The following is a 19,466-nucleotide window of genomic DNA, read 5'->3' as shown; positions in this document are numbered from 1 at the left end:
CGCTCGTTCCGGTCGCCGAAGGTCGGCGCCCGACTAAATCCCAAGGTCCACCCCAAAGCTGAATGGACCGTTCCCGCCCGTTCGCTCAAGCCCGGGCGGCATCACTTCCGCTTTCGCTTCCTGTCAGGACAGGTCCGAAGAGCAGGCTCAGCCCGTCGGCTTGCTGCGGGCGGCGCGGAACTCCCGCGCCCAGCCCTCCTTCACCACCTGCCGGCTGCGGGCGATGGCGAGGGCATCGTCCGGCACGTCCGAAGTGATGACGGCGCCGGTGCCGACGAAGGCACCCTTCCCGATAGTCACGGGCGCCACCAGCGCGGAATTCACGCCGATGAAGGCCCCTGCCCCGATCTCGGTGCGGTACTTGCCGAAGCCGTCATAATTGCAGGTGATAGTGCCGGCACCGAGATTGGCGTTCGCCCCCACATGGGCGTCGCCCACATAGGACAGGTGGTTCACCTTGGCCCCGCTTTCAATGTGGGCGGCCTTGGTCTCCACGAAATTGCCGATGCGCACCCCCGAATCGAGCCGGGTGCCAGGCCGCAGCCGCGCATAGGGGCCGATGGTGACCCCCGATTCCAGCCGCGCGCCCTCCAGGTGGCAGAAGGAATGGATGACCACGTCGTCGCCGACGCTCACCCCCGGGCCGAACACCACGTGGGGCTCCACGATCACATCCCGGCCCAGCACCGTGTCGGCGCACAGGAACACCGTTTCCGGGGCCACCAGTGTGGCGCCGCCGGCCATGGCGGCAAGGCGCAGGCGGCGCTGCAGGATCGCTTCCGCCTCGGCGAGTTGCACCCGGCTGTTGACGCCGGCCACCTCGTCGGCCTCGGCGCGGGCAGCCACGGCGGAAAGCCCGTCGGCGCGGGCGATCTCCACCGCGTCGGTGAGGTAATATTCGCCCTTGGCATTGGCGTTGCCGATGCGCTCCAGGATGGAGAGGGCGTGGGTGCCGGCCAGCGCCATGAGGCCGGCATTGCAAAAGCCGATGGCCTTTTCCTCCGCGCTCGCGTCCTTCTCTTCGCGGATGGCGACGAGTTCGTCGGCCTGTGTCACGAGGCGGCCATAGCCGGTGGGGTCGGCGGGCTCGAAGCCGAGGGCCGCCACCGCCGCGCCGGCCGCAAGCGGCGCCCGCAGCAGGCCGAGGGTTTCCGGCCGCACCAGAGGCGTGTCGGCATAGAGCACCAGCACGTCGTCGGCGCCCTTCTCGAGAGCGGAGCGGGCGGCGAGGACGGCATGGGCGGTGCCCAAGCGCTCGGTCTGCTCGAACACTTGCGCGTCGGGCACGATCTTGCGCACCTCGGCGGCGACATCTTCCCGGCCGGGACCGACCACCACCGCGGTGCGGGTGGCGCCGGCGGCGCGGGTGGCGGCCAGTACGTGGTGCAGCATGGTTCGGCCGGCGACCTTGTGCAGCACCTTCGGCAGCCGCGAGGCCATCCGCGTGCCCTCCCCGGCCGCGAGAACCACAACGAGCAGGCTCCGGTCACTCATTCTCACCCCTCCTCGGCGAAGCGCTGTCCCTTACCCTGCCGCCGCCCCATGCGCCATACCGGCTGACCTATCCCGCTTTCGCCGCCCGCCTTGCCACTGGACCCGTCCGGCTCCATTTCATAAGGAGCATGCTCCGTTCCGCCGGATGAAGAGACCTTGAATGCCGAACATCCCCTATTCCGAGCGTCCGCTCTTCCGCCCCGGCCCGCACACGCTCAACTGGATGATCCCGCTGGGCATGGGCGCCGTGGGATGGGCGCTTTACATGCGCTACATGGTGGTGGAGCCGACGCTCGTCTCCCTCGCCTGCGAGGCGGGGCTGGAAAGCGCGGGCTGCTATGGCCGCGCGGCGGTTCTGGCGCTGTCGCTATGGAACGTGTTCGGCGCGGTGGCGCTGGTGGTGGCCCTGATCCAGCTGATCGCACCGGGCCTCGCTACCTTCTCGGTGGGGATGGTGTTCTCCGCCTTCGCGCTGGTGTTCCACAACGAGGTGGCCGGCGCGCTGGCGGCGATGATGCTCATCCTTTCCTTTGCACGGCCTGGACCCGCCACAGCGTGAAGGAAAGAATGAGGCAGAGCGCGCCGAACCAGGCCGCCTGCCAGTTGGAAAGCGTCTCGTTCAGCGGCACATAGATGCCCGCCACCAGCAGGCCCCAGGTGGCGATGACCTCGCCGAGGCCCGCCCCGTCCCGCTCGGCGCGGCGCACCAGCATGGGGGCGGCGACCGCCGCCACGATGGCGGTCAGCGGAAACACGGGGAAATCCTTGTAGCGCGGGTCGAATACCAGCTCCAGCGCCACCGAGCCCACCGCCACTGTGGCAAGGGTCAGCATCAGCGCGGCGGCGATGGCGGCGCTTGAGGAGACGGCCCAGCGACGAGCATCGAGGGCCACGGCGAAGGGCGCTAGCCCCTGCCCGCGGCCGATCACCGCCGGCATCACCATCAGGCAGGCCACCGCCACGGCCAACAGCAGGCCGTTTCGCAGCCATCCGAAAAAGCCGAGGCTTTCCAGCGGCATGGCCGACATGGCGGCGCCAAGCGTCGCGCCGCCGAACAGGGCAACGCCCGCCACAGCCAGCCAGTCCCGCGGCTGAACGCCATCCTCGCGCTTGCGGCCGCCGGAAAAGGCGCTGGCGAAGACACCCGCCACCACCACCAGTCCCACGCCAATGTGCATGCGCCAGCCGGGATAATCCTCCACCGGTTGGCCCCACGCGAATTTTGGCATGCGGGCATCGGCATCGATGATGCCCCAGTGCCCCCCCACGGTGCCCTCGCTGCGGCGTTTCCACGGCTGGTCGAAGGCCTCGATGACGTTGACGCGATAGCCCTGGCGCTTGGCCAGCGCCACCACATCATGCATCACCCGCGCCTGGTTGGATGGCGAGGGCAACGCCTCCTCGCGCATGCGGCCGGCGCTGGGCCAGCCGGTCTCGCCGATCAGGATTTCCTTGCCCGGGAAGGCTTCGGCCATGCGCTGGCGGATCTCGTCCACATGGGGGCCGGCTTCCGATGCGGAGACGGGCAGGTCTTCCCAATAGGGCAGGATGTGGATGGTGACGAAATCCACATTCTCGGTGAGGCCCTTGTTACGCTCCCAGAATTCCCACACGTCGGCATAGGTGACCGGCACCGGGGCCACCTGGCGCTTCACGCTGGCGAGCACGCCGGCAAGCTCGGTGGCGGACATCTCGCCGCGCAGCAGCACTTCGTTGCCAACTACGACGGCCTTAACCACGTCCTGATTTTCCTGGGCAAGACGGATGCCGGTGTCGAGTTCCACGCGGTTGCGGTCCACGTCCGGCCCCAGCCAGATGCCGAGCAGCATGGTGAGGCCGTGCTTGCGGGCGATGGCCGGCGCCTTGTCGAGCCCCATCTCGATGGAATAAGTGCGCACGCAGGAGGTGATCTTGGCGAGGCGGGCGAAGTCCTCGTCGATCTGGGCCTCCGGGATCACCAGCCCCTTCTGGAACGGCGACTGGCCGTCGCGGAACGGGGCGTAGGACACGCACGGCAGTTTCTCGCCCTGCGCCAGCGGCGAGGGCGGCATGGCCACTGGCCGTCCAAGCACGGTCCAGAGGCCGGCGATGAGGCCGGCCACCACGAGCGCGAGCACCAAGGGCAGCCGCACGGAGGAAGGCATCGAAACTCCAGACGAGACGAGGGACCCCGCCGCCACATAGAGCCTTGCACCGGCGGTGTGAAGCCTTCCCTCAGCGGCGGGCACCGCAACGGCACCGGTGGGATGACGCCTTCCCGCAGCGCCGTCATGCTGACAAATTCACGCCCTTCTCCTAACGTGTCGCCGCGGTTCTCTCCGCGTTCCTTCTGAGAAAATGGCCCTCATGCAACGCTTTCGACTTCCGCTCCTCGCGGCCGCCATCGTCTTCGCCTGCCTTTCGCCGGCCGCCGCCCAGAATCAGCCGGCCGACCAGAAGCCCGCCGCAGAGCAGCTGACCCCGGAGCAGAAGGCGGCCGCCGAAGCCCAGCGGCGCTCGGTGGAGGAGTTCACAGAGGCCGCCAAGCTGCCGGGAACCGCCGGCCTGCCGGAGTGCGTCTGGACAGGGCGGCGGATCGCCGCACTGCTGTGGCGGGACGATATTGATACCGCGCGGCGACATCTTGAAATGTACCAGCAGTTCGGCTGCCCCACCGAGCATCTCAAGCTCGCCTTCCGCTGCCTGGTGCGGCAGGGCAACATCGATCCGAAGGCACAGGAGAGGCTCGGCGGCCGGGTGCACCAGTGCTGGGTCAACCCGGACTATATCGCTGCGGCCCCGCAGCCCGCCGCCCCGGCGCCTGCACCGGCGCAACAATAAGACCACCGGGCGATCATGGCGCCGACGCAACGGCGTCCCAGCGGCGCCATGATCGGGATTTATCTCCAACGGTGAGCATGTTAGTGTCTCGACGCGATGCAGCGTAACTTCATCGTTAATGCTGCATTGCCGACCGCGGGGGCAGGTCGAAAGGGTGCCCCGAAGCCGTTTCCCGGAACCCTACGCCTTCAGCCGGCGTTCCCGGTTCCTCTTCCCCTTTAGGGTGGGCATCGCCATGCGTCCCGGTCTTGCTGCTGCGGCAGCAGTCATTGCGGTTGTGACCTCGATCCACGCCGCGATGTGGCTTTCCATGCGGCCCGAGGTCAGCGCGCCGAATATCACGGACCGCTTCCAGAGCCTGTCCTTCGCCCCCTTCAGCCGGGACATGAGCCCGGAGGGCGAGGCCCCCACCAATGCGGCGCAAATCCGCTCCGACATGCAGGTGGTGGCGCCCTACACGCGGGGCGTGCGTACCTATTCCTCCACCAACGGCAAGGAACTGATCGCCCCCATCGCCGGCGAGCAGGGCATCCGGGTGACCGCCGGCGCGTGGCTGAACCGCCAGAGCGACAAGGACACCGGGGAGATCATCCCCAAGGCCAAGGCCGGCAACGACCGCGAGATCGCGGGCGTGATCGAGGTGGCGCGCCAGAATCGCAACGTGCAGGCCGTGGTCGTCGGCAACGAGACGCTGCTGCGCGGCGACATGAACGACGACGAGCTTGCCGAGCTGATCCGCAGCGTGAAGCGGCAGGTGAACGTGCCGGTGACGTCCGGCGAAATCTGGAACACCTGGCTCGACCACCCGAAGGTCGCTTCGTCGGTGGACTTCATCCTCGCCCACATCCTGCCCTACTGGGAGGACGTGCCGGCGGACAAGGTGGTCGACTACACCATCAATGCCTACAACCGCCTGCGCGCGGCCTATCCCGGCAAGCGCATCGTAATCGGCGAGTTCGGGTGGCCCTCCCACGGCTACAATCGCGGCGCCTCGGTGCCCGATCCGCTGGCCCAGGCCATGATCATCCGCGATTTCGTGGCCCGCGCCGACGCGCTCGGCATCGAATACAACATCATCGAGGCGTTCGACCTGCCCAAGAAGCAGAACGAAGGCTCGGTCGGGCAATACTGGGGTGTGTTCGACGCGGACCGCGACCTGAAATTCCCACTCAGCGGCCCGATCTACGACCACACCTACAACCAGACCACCATCCTGGCGCTGCTGCTCGGCGTGCTGTTCACCCTGCCGCTGCTGCGCATGCGCGACCTCACCATGTCGCAGGGCCTCGTGCTCGCCGGTGCCGCCAACGGCGTCGCGGCATGGCTTGCCCTTGTGGTCGACTATTGGCTCAATCACTACGTCACAGGCGGCGACTTCGTCACCCTGGCCCTCAGCGTGGTGATGCTTGTGCCCCTGGTCTTCGTGCTGCTCTACCGCATCGAGGAGATGGCGGCGATCGCCTTCGGCAGCGGCCCCCGCCGCCTGATCGACCCGAAGAAGGCGCCCGCACCCGCGGTGCCCGCGCGTTTCCCCAAGGTCTCCATCCACGTGCCCGCCTATCGCGAGCCGCCGGAGATGCTGAAGCAGACCATCGATGCCCTGGCGGCGCTCGAATATCCCAATTTCGAGGCCATCATCATCGTCAACAACACGCCCGACCCGGCGATGGTGGAGCCGGTGCGCGAGCATTGCGCGGCGCTGGGCGAGCGCTTCAAGTTCATCAATGCAGAGAAGGTGGCGGGCTTCAAGGCCGGCGCCCTGCGCATCGCGCTCGATGCCACTGCGCCGGACGCCGAGATCATCGGCGTGATCGATGCGGACTACGTGGTGACCCCCGACTGGCTCAAGGAGCTGGTCCCCGTGTTCGACGATCCCACCGTGGGTCTCGTCCAGGCGCCGCAGGACCATCGCGACGCCGACCGCAGCCTGCTGCATGAGGCCATGAACGCGGAATATGCCGGCTTCTTCGATATCGGCATGGTCCAGCGCAATGAGGATGACGCCATCGTGGTGCACGGCACCATGTGCCTCATCCGCCGCGCCGCCATGGTGGAGGCCGGCAACTGGTCCTCCGATACCATCTGCGAGGACACCGACCTCGGTCTGACCATCGCCGAGAACGGCTGGAAAACCCACTATACCCGCAAGCGCTATGGCTATGGCCTGCTGCCCGACTCGTTCGAGGCCTTCAAGAAGCAGCGTCACCGGTGGGCCTACGGCGGCTTCCAGATCATCAAGAAGCACTGGCGCAAGTTCCTGCCCAACCGCTCGCGCCTGACCACGGCCCAGAAGCGCCATTTCGTCCTCGGCTGGATTTCCTGGCTCGGCTCGGAATCGGTGGGCGCCGTCATGGCCATCGCGTCGCTGGCCTTCGTGCCCTTCGTGCTGCTGTTCGGCGTGTCGGTGCCCGCCCATGTGCTGACGCTGCCGATCCTGATCACCTTCCTCGTCTACCTCATGCACTTCGTCAGCCTCTACCGGCTTCGGGTGGAGACCACTCCCCTGCGCATGCTGGGCGCTGCGGTGGCGGCAAGCGCGGTTCAGCTCACGGTAGCCAAGGCGGTGCTGGACGGCTTCCGCTACAAGGATCTCGCCTTCGCCCGCACCGCCAAGGGCAACAACTGGCTCGCCGGCGCGGCCCGCTCTTTCCCGGCCCTGCCGGAGGCGACGCTGGGTGGCCTGCTGCTGGTTGCCGGCATCGCGCTGCTGGTTCTGAACAACTGGCCGGGCGTCGCGCTCACCAAGAACGACTGGCGCCACATCCGCGAGATCAACCTCTACGGCATCGCGCTGATGGTGCAGAGCCTGCCGTTCGTTGCCGCCGCCCTCATCGGCGCCTTCGAGCCCTCGCGCTTCAACCAGGTCGCCTTCTGGCGGGCCGTGGGCGCCAAGCTCGCCGTGGTGCCCCGTCGCCTCGGCCTCACGCCTCCGCCCGCCGTCGCGGACTGAGGCTGGCGCGCCCCGCCGCGATCAAGCTTCAAACGCCCGGCCTCGTGCCGGGCGTTTCGGTTTCACGGCCTGCCTGAGTGGTGCCTGAGGTAAATGGCGTCCCAAGCAAGGCGGAGTTCCGTGCGGACCGCTCACGCCTTATGAAGGCGCATGAGCCCCTCTTCCCCGCCCTTCCCCCTGACCCGCGCCATGATTCTCGCCGGCGGCCTCGGCCGACGCATGAACGCGCCAGCCCATGGCGCACTGGAGAAACCGCTGGTGCGGCTCGGCGGCGCGCCGCTCATTGCCCATGTGATCGACCGGCTGCGACCGCAGGTGGATCAGCTCTGGATCAACGCCAACAGCGATGCGGAGGCCTACGCCGGCCTTGGCTGCGAACTGGTCCCCGACACCCTCGCCGGCCATCCCGGCCCGCTGGCGGGTGTGCTGGCCGGGCTGGAGCGCCTCGCGGCCGAGGATGCGGGCGCCAGCCTCCTCACCGTTCCGGCCGACATCCCTTTTCTGCCGGGCGACCTCGCCGAGCGCCTTCGGCGGAGGCAGGCGGAAACGGGGGGCCTGGTCTGCGCCGGTTCGCTGGGCCAGCGCCATCCGGTGATTGCCCTCTGGCCGGCCTCGGCGCGCACCGCGCTGCGGCAAAGCCTGGAGGCAGGCCGGCTGAAAGTCGGGCTTTTCCTCGACACCCTGAACGCCGTAACAGAGGTGTGGGACAGTGAGCCGGATGACCCCTTCTTCAATGTGAACACACCGGAAGACCTTGCCATTGCAGAGATTCGCCGGACTGCCCGGCAATGAAGCATGGTCACGCTTGCGGCAGGAATGGGGAGGGTTTAGGACTGCTTCACGGCAGCTTCGCATTCGCGAAGACGCCAGAGCGGGGACGGACTTGCCACTCGGGGAACCGGATCGCCACCTCCGGACCCGCGCGGAGATCCGGTTCTTGTCCGCCCAAAGGATGAGGGATCCATGGACGCCACCACCAATACCGGGGCAAAAGCGGCCAAGCTAAGCTTGGGGGAGAAGAGCTGGGACCTTCCCATCCACGAAGGGACCATTGGCCCCGACGTGGTCGATATCTCGAAGCTCTACGGCCAGACCGGGCTTTTCACCTATGACCCCGGCTTTACCTCCACCGCATCGTGTGAAAGCAAGATCACCTATATCGACGGTGACGAGGGCGTGCTGCTCTATCGCGGCTACCCCATCGAGCAGCTCGCAGAGAACGGCGACTTTCTCGAGACCTGCTATCTCCTACTGTACGGCGAACTGCCGACCGCGGCCCAGAAGGCCGAGTTCGACATGTCCGTGACCCGTCACACGATGGTTCACGAGCAGATGACGCGGTTCTTCCAGGGCTTCCGCCGCGACGCCCACCCCATGGCGATCATGGTCGCGTCCGTCGGCGCGCTGTCCGCCTTCTATCACGACTCCACCGATATTTCTGATCCCACCCAGCGCCTGATCGCATCGATCCGCATGATCGCGAAGATGCCGACGCTGGCGGCCATGGCCTACAAGTATTCTATTGGCCAGCCGTTTGTTTATCCCAAGAATGAACTCGACTATACAGCCAACTTCCTGAACATGTGCTTCGCCGTTCCGTGCGAAGACTATAAGGTGAACCCGATTCTCGCGAAGGCGATGGATAAGATTTTTATCCTCCACGCCGATCACGAGCAGAACGCCTCCACCTCGACGGTGCGCCTCGCCGGCTCCTCCGGCGCCAATCCGTTTGCCTGCATCGCCGCCGGCATCGCCTGCCTGTGGGGTCCCGCCCATGGCGGCGCCAACGAGGCGGCCCTCAAGATGCTCACCGAGATCGGCCACGTGGACCGCATCCCGGAATACATCAAGCGGTCGAAGGACAAGAACGACCCCTTCCGCCTCATGGGCTTCGGCCACCGGGTGTACAAGAACTACGACCCGCGCGCCAAGATCATGCAGCAGACCTGCCACGAAGTGCTCGGCGAGCTGGGCATCAAGGACGATCCGCTTCTGGACGTCGCCGTCGAACTGGAGCGCATCGCGCTGTCCGACGACTACTTCATCGAGAAGAAGCTCTATCCGAACATCGACTTCTATTCGGGCATCACCCTGAAGGCCATGGGCTTCCCAACCACCATGTTCACTGTGCTGTTCGCCCTGGCGCGCACCGTGGGCTGGATTGGCCAGTGGAAGGAGATGATCGAGGATCCGGGCCAGCGCATCGGCCGTCCCCGTCAGCTCTACACCGGCGCCGCCCAGCGCGACTATGTCGCCATGTCCAAGCGCAAGTGATCCAACGGCCCTTCATCACGGCCGGTTGAAACAAGGAAAGCGCGGCCCCCGGGCCGCGCTTTTCGTTTGAGCGTATGACATTGGGCTGTTCAAGACCGCCGGGCTCCGCGCGAAGCCCGAGCCGATGCCATCAGTCTCACGCCGGCGGCAGCGCGCCGGGACGCCCGCCACGGGCAAGGCGCAACACCACCTCGGCCGCCCGCGCACTGGGGCTCGGCCCAGTAATGCTGAAAATAGCGTCGAACCGGGCGAAGGTGGCCTCCTGCCGCGCCCGCTCGGGCGTATCGCCGATGACCTTGTCGAGCGCATCCGCCAGCACCGGCACGGTCAGGTATTCCTGCAGATATTCCGGCACCACATTTTCCCCCGCCACCAGATTGGCGAGGATGACCGTGGTGCCCTGCAGGATGCGCCGGGCGATCTGGGCCTCGAGCCATCCCACACGGTAGGCCGCCACATGGGGAATGCCGGCCAGCGCCAGTTCCAGCGTGACCGTTCCGGACGCCGCGAGCGCGGCACGGGCGCTGCGGAAAGCGGCATATTTCTCCGCTTCTGTGGTGACGATGCGCGGCTTGAGCGGCCAGGAGGAGATGGTCTCGCGCACCAACGGTTCCAGGCGCGGCAGGGTGGGGAGCACAAGATCCATGGGCCGGCTCTGGCCGACCCGCGCAAGCGCGGCGCCGAAATCGGCCCCAAGCCGCACGATCTCGCGCCGCCGGCTTCCCGGGAGGACCAGCACCAAAGGCGGTAAGCCGGAGCGCCGCCCCGCCTCCTCCTCCGAGGGGCGCAACTCGTCGAGCCGCTCCAGCAAAGGGTGGCCCACATAGAAGGTGGGCGGCCCGCCGAGGCGGCGATGCACCTCCGGTTCGAACGGCAGCAGCGCGAGCAGCGCATCCACGTGCGGGCGCATGGCCGCCGCCCGGCCCGGCCGCCAGACCCACACGGTGGGCGAGACATATTTCACGATGGGGATGTTGGGATTTGCCGCCCGCACACGCGCGGCCACGCGATGGGTGAAATCCGGCGCATCCACCAGCACCAGCACGTCGGGAGGATCGGCCAGCACCGCCGCCACGGTTTCCCGGAGCCGCCGCAGGATGGTGGGCAGCTTGCCAACCACGGCGGTGATGCCGATGGCGGTAATGTCCTCCATGGGAAAAAGGCTCGCAAGGCCAGCTGCAGCCATGCGCCGGCCGCCGACGCCACGAAAGGCGATGCCCGGCGCCGTGGCATGAAGGCTCTCCATGAGCGCACCGCCCAGTTGGTCGCCCGATTCCTCGCCCGCGACCATGAAGACGCGGAGCGCCGTCTTCGCGCCTTCCCTCATGACTGGCCGCTCACCGCGCCGCTCCGGTCCATGCCGAAAATGAACAGGCCGGCCGCATCAGCACCCGCCACCAGCGCCTGCACATCGGGCACGATGGCACCGCCCGCCTCGAAGGCGATGCCGCCAAGCCCCACTTCGGCGGCACGCGCCACGGTGGCCGGCCCAAGGGAGGGCAGGTCCACCCGCCGATCCTGACCCGGCTTCGGCGCCTTCACCAGCACCCCACGCCCAGCGTGAAACCGCAGGCGGCCGGTGCGGCGCATATCGCCATAGCGCGCGAGCATCTGGTCGGTGCCCTCAGCCGCTTCCACGGCCGCGACGAAGCCATCAACCACGATCACCCCCTGCCCCACATCAAACGGCCCGAGGGTGCGGATGACATCGAGCCCGCGAGCCATATCCTGCCGGTCCTGCGCCGAGGGTGCCCGCGCGCCGAGCACGCCCTGCGGCAGCAGCAGCCCGGGGGCAACCTCGTGCGCACCGACGAGGTTGAAGCCCTGTTCGGCCACCAGTTCGAGCACACCCGACAAAAGATGATTGTCGCCGCCGCGAAACAGCCGGGCGATGCGCGGCAACAGGCGCAGCATGGTCCAGTCGAAGCCGAGGTCCGACACCCGCGGACGGGTAAGCGCACCCACCATTACCACGTCGCGCACGCCTCGCGCCTTGGCCATCGCAGTGATGGAGCCCAGCGAACCCAGGCGAAACCACTGGTGGGGATAGCGTTCCAGCGCCGGATCGGCGAAGCCGCGGATGAGGAGGAGCAGCACATCGCGCCCCTGTGCGATGACCGCCTCGGCGACAGCCGCCGGAAAGGCGCCGCCGCCGGCGACGATGCCAACGGGTCCGCTGGACACAGGCCCACGGTCCGCCGTCCCCGCGCCCGCCTTCAGGCCGCTCGGGCCGGTCACCGGACCCCGCCCGTTCTGCCCTGGAAGGCTCACGCCTCACTCCTCCTTGATGACGCCTCGCGACGGTTGGCAGATCGGCCGCTTGCGATCGGCATCGATGAAGCTGACCACAGCGGCGGCGAAGGCTGAAGTCGCGGCCTGTTCGCGCACGGTCTCGAGGCGGGCCTCGAACGTGCCCTCACCGAAGAAGAGGTCGCGATAGACCGCCCGCGCCGCATGCAAATCCGACTTGGAGAAGCCGCGCCGCTTCATGCCGATAACGTTGAGGCCGACGAGCTTGCCTGCCTGGCCCAGCACATTGCCAAAGGGGATCACGTCCTCGCGCACGCCGGTGAGGCCGGAAATCATGCAATGGGCGCCGATGCGGGTGAACTGGTGCACCGCGCACTGCCCGCCCAGGAACGTGAATTCGCCGACGCTCACATGGCCGCCCAGGACCGCATTGTTGGCGAAGATGACGCTGTCGCCCACGGTGCAGTCGTGGCCCACGTGAGAGCCGGTCATCATCATGACACCGTTGCCGATGCGGGTCACGCCGCCGCCGCCCGCCGTGCCGATGCTGGCGGTGGCGTTTTCACGGATAATGCAGTCCGAGCCGATGACAAGCGCCGTACGCTCGCCCTTGTAGTGCACTGACTGAGGCGCCGTGCCGAGGGCGGCAAAGGGGTAGACCGTCGTCCGCGCGCCGATGGTGGTGGCGCCCTGGATATTCACATGGGCGAGGAGCTTGACCCCCTCCTTGAGCACCACATCCGGACCGAGAACTGTGTAGGGGCCGATCTCCACATCATCCGCGAGCCCCGCCGGGTTCTCCACCCGAGCGGTGGGGTCGATCTTCGCCACTAGCTGTTCTCCATGATCATGGCGCCCACCTTGGCCTGCGCGACGATTTCGCCCCGCACCTTGGCCTCACCTCGATACCACCACATATTGCGGCGGCGGGAGATGCGCGTCATGTGATATTCGAGCACATCGCCCGGCACGACCGGGCGACGAAACTTCGCCTCGTCGATGGTCATGAAATAGACCAGGGACGGCTTCTCGCTGTCCTTGCCGAGCACGCACACGACACCTGCGGTCTGCGCCATGCCTTCAATGATGAGCACGCCGGGCATCACCGGGTTGCCGGGAAAATGGCCCTGGAAGTGCGGCTCGTTGGCGGTGACATTCTTGATGCCGACGCAGGAGAGGTCGCCGTCGATCTGCTCCACCCGATCCACCATGAGGAACGGGTAGCGGTGAGGCAGGCAGGTGAGCACCTTGAGGATGTCGGCGCTGGCGAGCACCTTCGGCGCCGCACCTTCGGCGGCGGACGTCGTTTCGTTCATTCCCCCGATCCTTCCCCTTCCCCGTCATTCACGTCGCGCCGGGCGCTGGCCGCGGCAAGGCGCTTGAGGGTCGTCACCTCGCGGAACCACTCCCGCACCGGCTTGGCGGGCGAGCCGCCCCAGCGCACGCCGGGCGGCACGTCGCCCTTCACGTTGCTGGAGGCGGCGATCTGCGCGCCCGTCCCGATGGTGGCGTGGCCCACCACGCCCACCTGTCCGCCGAGCATCACGAAATCCCCCAGCGTGGTGGAGCCGGAAATACCGGTCTGGGAGACGATGATGCAATGGCGGCCGGTCACCACGTTGTGGGCGATCTGCACCAGATTGTCGATCTTGGTGCCCTCTCCGATGACCGTATCGGTCAGGGCGCCGCGATCGATGGTGGTGTTGGCGCCGATTTCCACGTCGTCCTGGATCACCACGCGGCCGATCTGCGGCACCTTCACGTGGCCCTTTGGGCTCGGCTGATAGCCGAAGCCGTCGGAACCAATCCGCGCGCCGCCATGGATGATCACGCCGTTGCCGAGAAACGCATGGATGACGCTGGCGCCGGGCCCGATGGCGCAGTTGCGGCCAATGCGGACATGCGGGCCAATGATGGCCCCGGCACAGACGATGGTGCCGCTACCGATTTCCGCCCCCGGCCCTATCACCGCCCCGGGATCCACCGTGACTCCATCCTCGAGCCGGGCCTTGGGATGCACCTGCGCTCCCGGAGCGACGCCATCCTGGCCGAAGATGGACAGCGGCTTGAGCGCTGCGGGAAACAGGGTGCGGGTGACTGCGAGAAAGGCAGCGGCAGGGCGGGCCGCGATGAGCAGCGGCAGGCCGGGAGGCGCCTTCGCGGCGAACCGCTCCGACGTGATGACCGCGCCGGCTCGCACGGCGCCCAGCTTCTCGGCGAACAGGACGGTGTCGCAGAAGGCGAGTTCGTCCGGTCCGGCCGTTTCCAGGGTGCCGACGCCCTTGATGATGCGCGCGCCCAGCGCGGCGGCCTGCGCCTCATCGGCTGCGTCCAGCCGCGCCCCGCTGAGGGCCGCCACCTCCGCGAGGGTGAGGGGCGCCGGAAGCGGGAAGAAGACGTCATGGCTCATGGGAAGGGTACGCCCGGGCGCTAAGAACGCGGTGGGCGCCGAAGGTTGGGGCAAATGCCACCACCCTCCGGCGCCCACCGTGCTGGATCAGGATCAGAAGCGCGTGCCGCCGGAGAAGCGGAACGCCTGGGTCCGGTCTTGGCTGGCCTGCGACAGCACCCAAGCATAGTCGAAGCGCAGCGGTCCGAAGGGCGACTGCCAGATCAAGCTGGCACCGATGGACGAGCGGACCGTATCGTCGTTCTGGATCACGCAGACGTTGCCTGTCGCGTTCTTCGAACCGGCGGGGCAGGTCACGTAGTTCGCACCGCCGTACACGTTGGTACCATTCCAATTATACACACTTGGGAAGGTATTAGGTCCGCCGTAGTCGAACAGGGAGCCGGCATCCGCGAAGATCGCGCCCTTCATGCCGATATCCTTGGGCAGGAAGGCGAAGGGGAACTGAACTTCCGCAGACACGCCCCAGTACGTGGTGCCGCCGAGGGCGTTCAACGAGTTATTGTAGCAGTTGTAACCAATGGGCGAGCTCAGGTTCGTAGTAGCGCACGGAGCAGCGTCACGCGGGCCGATACCGGACGGAGCAAAGCCGCGCACCAGGTTCGGACCCATGTAGAAGTTGTCCAGCACGTCGAGCTGATCACCGCCCCAGGAGGTCACATAGCCGGCCTGGGTGCGCAGGATGAGCACGGAGTCACCCCAGAGCGGCGTGTAGTGACGGATATCGCCGGTGGTGCGGATGAAGTTCACGTCACCGCCGATACCGGCGAAGTCCTGCTTGAGTTCCGCATAGAGGCCCTGGGTCGGGTTCAGGTTGTTGTCCAGCCCATTGAAGGACAGGGTGTAACCCAGTGCCGAGGTGATGGTGGCACCCTGTGCCGCCGCATCGCGGATAGCCCACGACACACCCACTGCGCAGGTTTCATACCAAGGCGTGCCCTCGACGTAGCTGTCGCAGAGATTGATCTCGCGCTGGTAGAGATTGTAACGCAGCGCCAGCGTGATCTCGTCGGTGATGGGCAGGCCGAAGCGCAGGCCACCGCCGATGGTGGTGGTGCCATACGGCGTGTAGCTCGTGGTGCTGGTCTCTTTCCAGTACAGGTCGAAGCCGGCAGCCAGGCGATAGCCGAGGAAGTAGGGCTCGGTGAAGGAGAATTCCGCACCCTGGGCATTCTGGCCCATGGAGCCGGACACCTTCACGTACTGGCCGCGACCAAGGAAGTTCTTCTCGCCCAGGGAGACCTCGGCGATGACACCGTCCGCGGTGGAGTAGCCGCCGGAGATGGCGAACTCACCCGTGGGCTGGTCTTCCACGTCCACCACCAGGATCACGCGATCGGGCGCGGAGCCGGGCTCGGTGTTGATCTTGACCGTCTTGAAGTAGCCGAGGTTGCGCAGGCGACGCTCGGCGCGGTCCACCAGCACCCGGTTGTAGGCGTCGCCCTCGCCGATATCGAACTCGCGGCGCACCACATAGTCACGGGTGCGGGTGTTGCCGCGCACCTCGATGCGCTCGATGTAGACCCGCGGACCTTCCTCGACCACGAACACCACGTTGATGCGCTTGGCCTCGAAGTCGCGATCGCCACGCGGACGCACCTGGGCGAAGGCATAGCCGCTCTTCGACACCTCGATGGTCAGGTTTTCAACCGACTTCTCGACCAGTTCCGCGTTGTAGACCTGCCCCTCGGTGGCGCGCACGGAGCGGCGCAGGGACTCACCGGAGACATCACGGATGTTGGAGACCACATCCACCTTGCCGAAGCGATACTGCTCGCCCTCGTCCAGGGTGAAGGTGATGGTGTAGCCGCCGCCGGCCGGATCCATTTCGGCTGACGCGCCGATGATGCGGAAGTCGGCATAACCGTTCTTCAGGTAGAAGCGGCGCAGCAATTCCTGGTCCGAGTTCACCCGGTCCGGATCGTACACGTCGGTGGACTTGAGGAACGACAGCCAGTTGGTGGCGGTCGTGGAGATCACGTCCTTCAGCTTCCAGTCCGAAAAGGCCTTGTTGCCGACGAACTTGATATCCTTGATACCGGTCTTGTCGCCCTCGGTGATCTCGAACACCAGATCCACGCGGCCGTTGCCGCGGTCGATGGTCACCGGATTGACGCGCACGCCACTGCGGCCGGACCGCCGGTAGACCTCAATGATGCGCTGGGTATCCGCCTGGACCGTGGCCTTGGAGAGCGCGCCGCGGGGCTTCGACTGGATCTCACCCTCAAGGACCTCGTCCTTGATCTTGCGGTTGCCCTCGAAGACGACGCGATTGATCACCTCGTTCTCGGACACCCGCACGATGATGCGGCCGCCGGACTGGGACACCTGAACGTCGGAGAACAGGCCCGTGGCGTAGAGCGCCTTCCAGGCTTCGTCGATCTTGGCGCCCGTGTAGGGACCGGGGCCGAAATAGGAACGGATTGTCTCGGCATCGACGCGTCGGTTGCCCTCGACGACGATGGAGCTCGACTGCGCAGCGGCAGGACTTGCCACGACGAGGGAACCGGCCACCGAAACTCCCGCGACGCACGCGGCGAGCCCAAAGGCGGCGGCCAGATTTCTCAGAACCCGGAGTGGAGCAGTCATATGGTGCGCAACCTTGAAATTTCGTTGTTCTCGAAGCCGCCCAAAGCCTTTGAAGGGCAATGACGGATTCTCACCCTGCGATGCCGCTTGTACAGGCTTTTACCTGCGGTGCAAACCGAACCGCCCCTCCAGCCTGCCCTTTTCCGGGGACCGTTGCGCCCACGCCACGACCCCGGTGCGGCAAATCAAAAACCCTTACATTGCAGCAATATGCAGCACGTCATTCCACGTGGCGAAAATCATCAGCATCAGCACCAGCGCAAGGCCGATGCGGAAGCCGATGTCCTGTGTGCGTGCGCTTAGCGGACGCCCACGGATCGCCTCGAAAGCGTAGAACAGAAGGTGGCCGCCATCCAACAGCGGGATGGGAAAGAGGTTAAGCAATCCGATGGAAACGGACAGCACTGCTGCCAAAGAAAGGAGTGCCCCGATACCAAAGGTCGCAACCTGCCCCGACACCTGGGCGATGCGGATGGGTCCGCCTAGCTGATCAGCCGACTCGCGACCTGCGATCAGACCACCCAGATACCCGAAGGTGCGTGTCACCACGAACCAGGTTTCCTGCACACCCAGGCCCACCGCCTCGATGGGTCCGTAGCGGTGGGTGGTCACGTCACCAGCCGCGAGAGAACGGGAAATGCCGAGCAGGCCAGTGCGGTGCACATTGCCGAAGGGGTCCTTCACCTCCTTCAGCTCGGGTACGGCGGTGAGGGTGAGCTGCCGGTCGCCGCGCTCGATGGTGAAGGCGAGCCCCTCCCCCGCACGGCTGCCGACGATGCGCTGCATGTCGGAGAAGCTCTCCACCTTGGCGCCGTCGATCTCCAGCACCAGGTCACCGGGCTTGAAGCCGGCGCTCTCGGCCGCGCTGCCGGGGTTCACCTGATCCACCCGCGGCGCCGTCACCTGCTTGCCGAATACCATGAAGACGAAGGCAAAGATGACGATGGCGAGCAGAAAGTTCGCGATCGGCCCGGCGGCCACGATGGCGGCGCGCCAGGCGACCGGCTGGAAGAAGAAGCTCTCGCGGCGCTCAGCCGGGGTCATTTCGGCGAGGCGAGCCTGATTGGGGGTGGAGGCGGCGTCTTCGTCGCCGAAGAAGCGCACATAGCCGCCCAGCGGCACCGCGGCGAGCCGCCAGCGGGTGCCGTGCCGATCATTGAATCCGGCGATCTCCGGCCCGAAGCCGAGGGAGAAGGTGAGCACCTTCACCCCGGCGCGCCGGGCCACCCAGAAATGGCCAAGCTCGTGGAAGAACACCACGAGGGTCAGAACGAACAGGAAGGGAACGATATATCCGAGAAGGGAGGACGAGAGACTGCCCAGGTGCGCGCCGAGACCGGAAAGCACATCCATTATCGGAACCTCTTCTCCCGCGGACGGCACCCGGCACGAGGGAAGTCCCGCGCTTCAGCCGACCAGATAGTGCCGGGCCACCCGGCATCAAGACCATCGCCCGCTAGCACGGACGGTATAGAAGCCTGCCGCCCTTGAGACGACAAACTGATCCTAAGATGCCTTTGCGGAAAACTTAGGCAAGAGCACGGCAGCGGCGCGGCGCGCCTGTGCATCGGCTTCCATGGCATCGGCGACACTGGCGGGTGCTGGGCCGCCATTGATGCGGTCCAGCGTCGCGGCAACGGTATCTGTGATGCCGTAAAACCCAATCCGTCCTTCAAGATAGGCTGCGACAGCCACCTCGTTTGCCGCATTGAGGATGGTTGCGGCCACCCCCTCGGCGGCCATGGCGGCGCGGGCGAGCGCCAGCGCGGGAAAGCGGCCCTCGTCCGGCGCCTCGAAGGTAAGGCGGCCCAGGGCCACCAGGTCCAGCCGGCGGCAGGAGGTGACGATTCGATCCGGGAAGGCCAGGCAATGGGCGATGGGCACGCACATGTCGGGCATGGCAAGGCCGGCGGTGACCGACCCGTCCACGAACGACACCAGCCCGTGGACCACCGACTCGGGATGCACCACCGCATCGAAGCGCTCGGGAGGCAGGGCGAACAGGTGCATGGCCTCGATCAGTTCGAGGCCCTTGTTCATCAAGGTCGCCGAATCGATGGTGATCTTGGCGCCCATGGACCAGTTGGGGTGCTTCAGCGCGTCCTTCGGCACCGCCCGCGCGATCTCCTCACGGCTCCTGAGCCGGAACGGGCCGCCCGAGGCCGTCAGCGTGATCTTCTCCACCGCCTTGCGCGGACCGGCCTCCAGCGCCTGGAAGATGGCGTTGTGCTCGCTGTCCACCGGCAGGATCTCGGTGCCCTGCCGCGCCGCTTCGGCCATGAAGAAGGCGCCGGCGGCCACCAGGCATTCCTTGTTGGCGAGCGCGATGCGCCGGCCCGGCGCGAAGGCAGCCACCGTGGGTGCGAGGCCCGCCACGCCGACGATGGCGCTCACCACAACGTCCGCTTCGCGCTGGGCCGCCTCGATCAGGGCCGAGGGACCGGCGCCGCTGGCGATGCCGGAGCCGGCCAGCGCCTCGGCGAGCGCCCGGCCCGCCGCCGGATCGGCGATGGCGGCAAAGCGCGCATTGAGTGCCCGGGCGGTCTCGGCCAGCGCCGCGACATCCCGTCCGCCGGCCACCGCTTCCACCTCATAGAGGCCGGGCGCATCGGCCAGGAGTGTCCGGACGCTGTGGCCGATGGAGCCGGTGGCCCCGAGGATGGAAAGGCGCTTCATGAA

The 19,466-nt window shown here is 66.8% G+C and carries 15 protein-coding genes; 5 read left to right on the top strand and 10 right to left on the bottom strand.

Annotated elements, in window-relative coordinates; genetic code table 11:
- Nucleotides 1-147: 147 nt before the first annotated feature.
- On the bottom strand, nucleotides 148-1,494 hold the full coding sequence (gene glmU / locus FBQ73_RS05340) for a bifunctional UDP-N-acetylglucosamine diphosphorylase/glucosamine-1-phosphate N-acetyltransferase GlmU (protein WP_138398464.1): 1,347 nt from the start codon (nucleotides 1,492-1,494) through the stop codon (nucleotides 148-150).
- A 160-nt stretch (nucleotides 1,495-1,654) separates the two neighbouring features.
- Here glmU and FBQ73_RS05335 point away from each other — a divergent pair, with 160 nt between their 5' ends.
- Nucleotides 1,655-2,053: a hypothetical protein gene (locus tag FBQ73_RS05335; RefSeq protein ID WP_138398463.1), complete on the top strand. Its 399-nt coding sequence runs from the start codon at nucleotides 1,655-1,657 to the stop codon at nucleotides 2,051-2,053.
- On the opposite strand, the gene FBQ73_RS05330 is transcribed toward FBQ73_RS05335, so the two are convergent.
- Nucleotides 2,013-3,638 (bottom strand): glycoside hydrolase family 17 protein, encoded by a 1,626-nt coding sequence (locus tag FBQ73_RS05330; RefSeq protein WP_138398462.1) that lies wholly within the window; start codon nucleotides 3,636-3,638, stop codon nucleotides 2,013-2,015. The two genes, FBQ73_RS05335 and FBQ73_RS05330, sit on opposite strands and share 41 nt — an antisense overlap.
- Before the next feature lie 193 nt (nucleotides 3,639-3,831).
- Here FBQ73_RS05330 and FBQ73_RS05325 point away from each other — a divergent pair, with 193 nt between their 5' ends.
- From FBQ73_RS05325 to gltA, 4 genes are all read left to right on the top strand, one after another.
- Nucleotides 3,832-4,314 carry a hypothetical protein gene (locus FBQ73_RS05325; RefSeq protein WP_138398461.1) on the top strand — a complete coding sequence of 161 codons (483 nt, stop codon included), beginning with the start codon at nucleotides 3,832-3,834 and terminating at the stop codon, nucleotides 4,312-4,314.
- A gap of 235 nt (nucleotides 4,315-4,549) precedes the next feature.
- A complete protein-coding gene (locus tag FBQ73_RS05320; RefSeq protein ID WP_210236671.1) occupies nucleotides 4,550-7,264 on the top strand; it encodes a glycosyltransferase in 2,715 nt (904 codons plus the stop codon).
- Nucleotides 7,265-7,414: 150 nt separating this feature from the next.
- The gene (gene mobA, locus FBQ73_RS05315) at nucleotides 7,415-8,056 is read left to right on the top strand and encodes a molybdenum cofactor guanylyltransferase MobA (protein WP_138398460.1); all 642 of its coding nucleotides are present in this window, start codon (nucleotides 7,415-7,417) and stop codon (nucleotides 8,054-8,056) included.
- 171 nt (nucleotides 8,057-8,227) lie between these two features.
- Nucleotides 8,228-9,538 (top strand): citrate synthase, encoded by a 1,311-nt coding sequence (gene gltA, locus FBQ73_RS05310; RefSeq protein ID WP_138398459.1) that lies wholly within the window; start codon nucleotides 8,228-8,230, stop codon nucleotides 9,536-9,538.
- 136 nt (nucleotides 9,539-9,674) lie between these two features.
- Here gltA and lpxB read toward each other — a convergent pair whose 3' ends face one another.
- From lpxB to dxr, 8 genes are all read right to left on the bottom strand, one after another.
- Entirely contained in the window at nucleotides 9,675-10,865 is a 1,191-nt protein-coding gene (gene lpxB / locus FBQ73_RS05305; protein WP_138398458.1) for a lipid-A-disaccharide synthase, read from the bottom strand.
- The gene (locus FBQ73_RS05300) at nucleotides 10,862-11,809 is read right to left on the bottom strand and encodes an LpxI family protein (RefSeq protein ID WP_210236670.1); all 948 of its coding nucleotides are present in this window, start codon (nucleotides 11,807-11,809) and stop codon (nucleotides 10,862-10,864) included. Before FBQ73_RS05300 ends, lpxB begins: the two co-directional genes overlap by 4 nt.
- Nucleotides 11,810-11,812: 3 nt before the next feature.
- A complete protein-coding gene (gene lpxA, locus FBQ73_RS05295) occupies nucleotides 11,813-12,619 on the bottom strand; it encodes an acyl-ACP--UDP-N-acetylglucosamine O-acyltransferase (RefSeq protein ID WP_138398457.1) in 807 nt (268 codons plus the stop codon).
- Nucleotides 12,619-13,104 (bottom strand): 3-hydroxyacyl-ACP dehydratase FabZ, encoded by a 486-nt coding sequence (fabZ, locus tag FBQ73_RS05290; protein ID WP_138398456.1) that lies wholly within the window; start codon nucleotides 13,102-13,104, stop codon nucleotides 12,619-12,621. Before fabZ ends, lpxA begins: the two co-directional genes overlap by 1 nt.
- Complete coding sequence (lpxD, locus tag FBQ73_RS05285) at nucleotides 13,101-14,198, bottom strand: UDP-3-O-(3-hydroxymyristoyl)glucosamine N-acyltransferase (RefSeq protein WP_138398455.1); 1,098 nt, start codon at nucleotides 14,196-14,198, stop codon at nucleotides 13,101-13,103. Before lpxD ends, fabZ begins: the two co-directional genes overlap by 4 nt.
- Before the next feature lie 93 nt (nucleotides 14,199-14,291).
- Nucleotides 14,292-16,787, bottom strand: a complete 2,496-nt coding sequence (bamA, locus tag FBQ73_RS05280) for an outer membrane protein assembly factor BamA (RefSeq protein ID WP_138398454.1) — start codon at nucleotides 16,785-16,787, stop codon at nucleotides 14,292-14,294.
- Nucleotides 16,788-16,982: 195 nt separating this feature from the next.
- Nucleotides 16,983-18,140: an RIP metalloprotease RseP gene (gene rseP / locus FBQ73_RS05275; protein ID WP_012116402.1), complete on the bottom strand. Its 1,158-nt coding sequence runs from the start codon at nucleotides 18,138-18,140 to the stop codon at nucleotides 16,983-16,985.
- A gap of 153 nt (nucleotides 18,141-18,293) precedes the next feature.
- Complete coding sequence (dxr, locus tag FBQ73_RS05270) at nucleotides 18,294-19,463, bottom strand: 1-deoxy-D-xylulose-5-phosphate reductoisomerase (protein WP_138398453.1); 1,170 nt, start codon at nucleotides 19,461-19,463, stop codon at nucleotides 18,294-18,296.
- Nucleotides 19,464-19,466: the final 3 nt, after the last annotated feature.

Origin of the sequence: Xanthobacter autotrophicus, from assembly GCF_005871085.1 — a bacterium.
Lineage (GTDB): Bacteria > Pseudomonadota > Alphaproteobacteria > Rhizobiales > Xanthobacteraceae > Xanthobacter > Xanthobacter autotrophicus.
The sequence above is the reverse complement of the archived record's forward strand: the minus strand, read 5'-3'. Positions and strand labels throughout refer to the sequence as shown.

Excerpts from the sequence above, each read along its gene's own strand:
- lpxB (WP_138398458.1), bottom strand. The coding sequence starts at position 10,865 with ATGAGGGAAGGCGCGAAGACGGCGCTCCGCGTCTTCATGGTCGCGGGC.
- bamA (WP_138398454.1), bottom strand. The coding sequence starts at position 16,787 with ATGACTGCTCCACTCCGGGTTCTGAGAAATCTGGCCGCCGCCTTTGGG.
- FBQ73_RS05320 (WP_210236671.1), top strand. The coding sequence starts at position 4,550 with ATGCGTCCCGGTCTTGCTGCTGCGGCAGCAGTCATTGCGGTTGTGACC.
- FBQ73_RS05335 (WP_138398463.1), top strand. The coding sequence starts at position 1,655 with ATGCCGAACATCCCCTATTCCGAGCGTCCGCTCTTCCGCCCCGGCCCG.
- glmU (WP_138398464.1), bottom strand. The coding sequence starts at position 1,494 with ATGAGTGACCGGAGCCTGCTCGTTGTGGTTCTCGCGGCCGGGGAGGGC.
- FBQ73_RS05330 (WP_138398462.1), bottom strand. The coding sequence starts at position 3,638 with ATGCCTTCCTCCGTGCGGCTGCCCTTGGTGCTCGCGCTCGTGGTGGCC.
- lpxD (WP_138398455.1), bottom strand. The coding sequence starts at position 14,198 with ATGAGCCATGACGTCTTCTTCCCGCTTCCGGCGCCCCTCACCCTCGCG.
- mobA (WP_138398460.1), top strand. The coding sequence starts at position 7,415 with ATGAGCCCCTCTTCCCCGCCCTTCCCCCTGACCCGCGCCATGATTCTC.
- dxr (WP_138398453.1), bottom strand. The coding sequence starts at position 19,463 with ATGAAGCGCCTTTCCATCCTCGGGGCCACCGGCTCCATCGGCCACAGC.
- fabZ (WP_138398456.1), bottom strand. The coding sequence starts at position 13,104 with ATGAACGAAACGACGTCCGCCGCCGAAGGTGCGGCGCCGAAGGTGCTC.
- gltA (WP_138398459.1), top strand. The coding sequence starts at position 8,228 with ATGGACGCCACCACCAATACCGGGGCAAAAGCGGCCAAGCTAAGCTTG.
- FBQ73_RS05325 (WP_138398461.1), top strand. The coding sequence starts at position 3,832 with ATGGCCCTCATGCAACGCTTTCGACTTCCGCTCCTCGCGGCCGCCATC.
- rseP (WP_012116402.1), bottom strand. The coding sequence starts at position 18,140 with ATGGATGTGCTTTCCGGTCTCGGCGCGCACCTGGGCAGTCTCTCGTCC.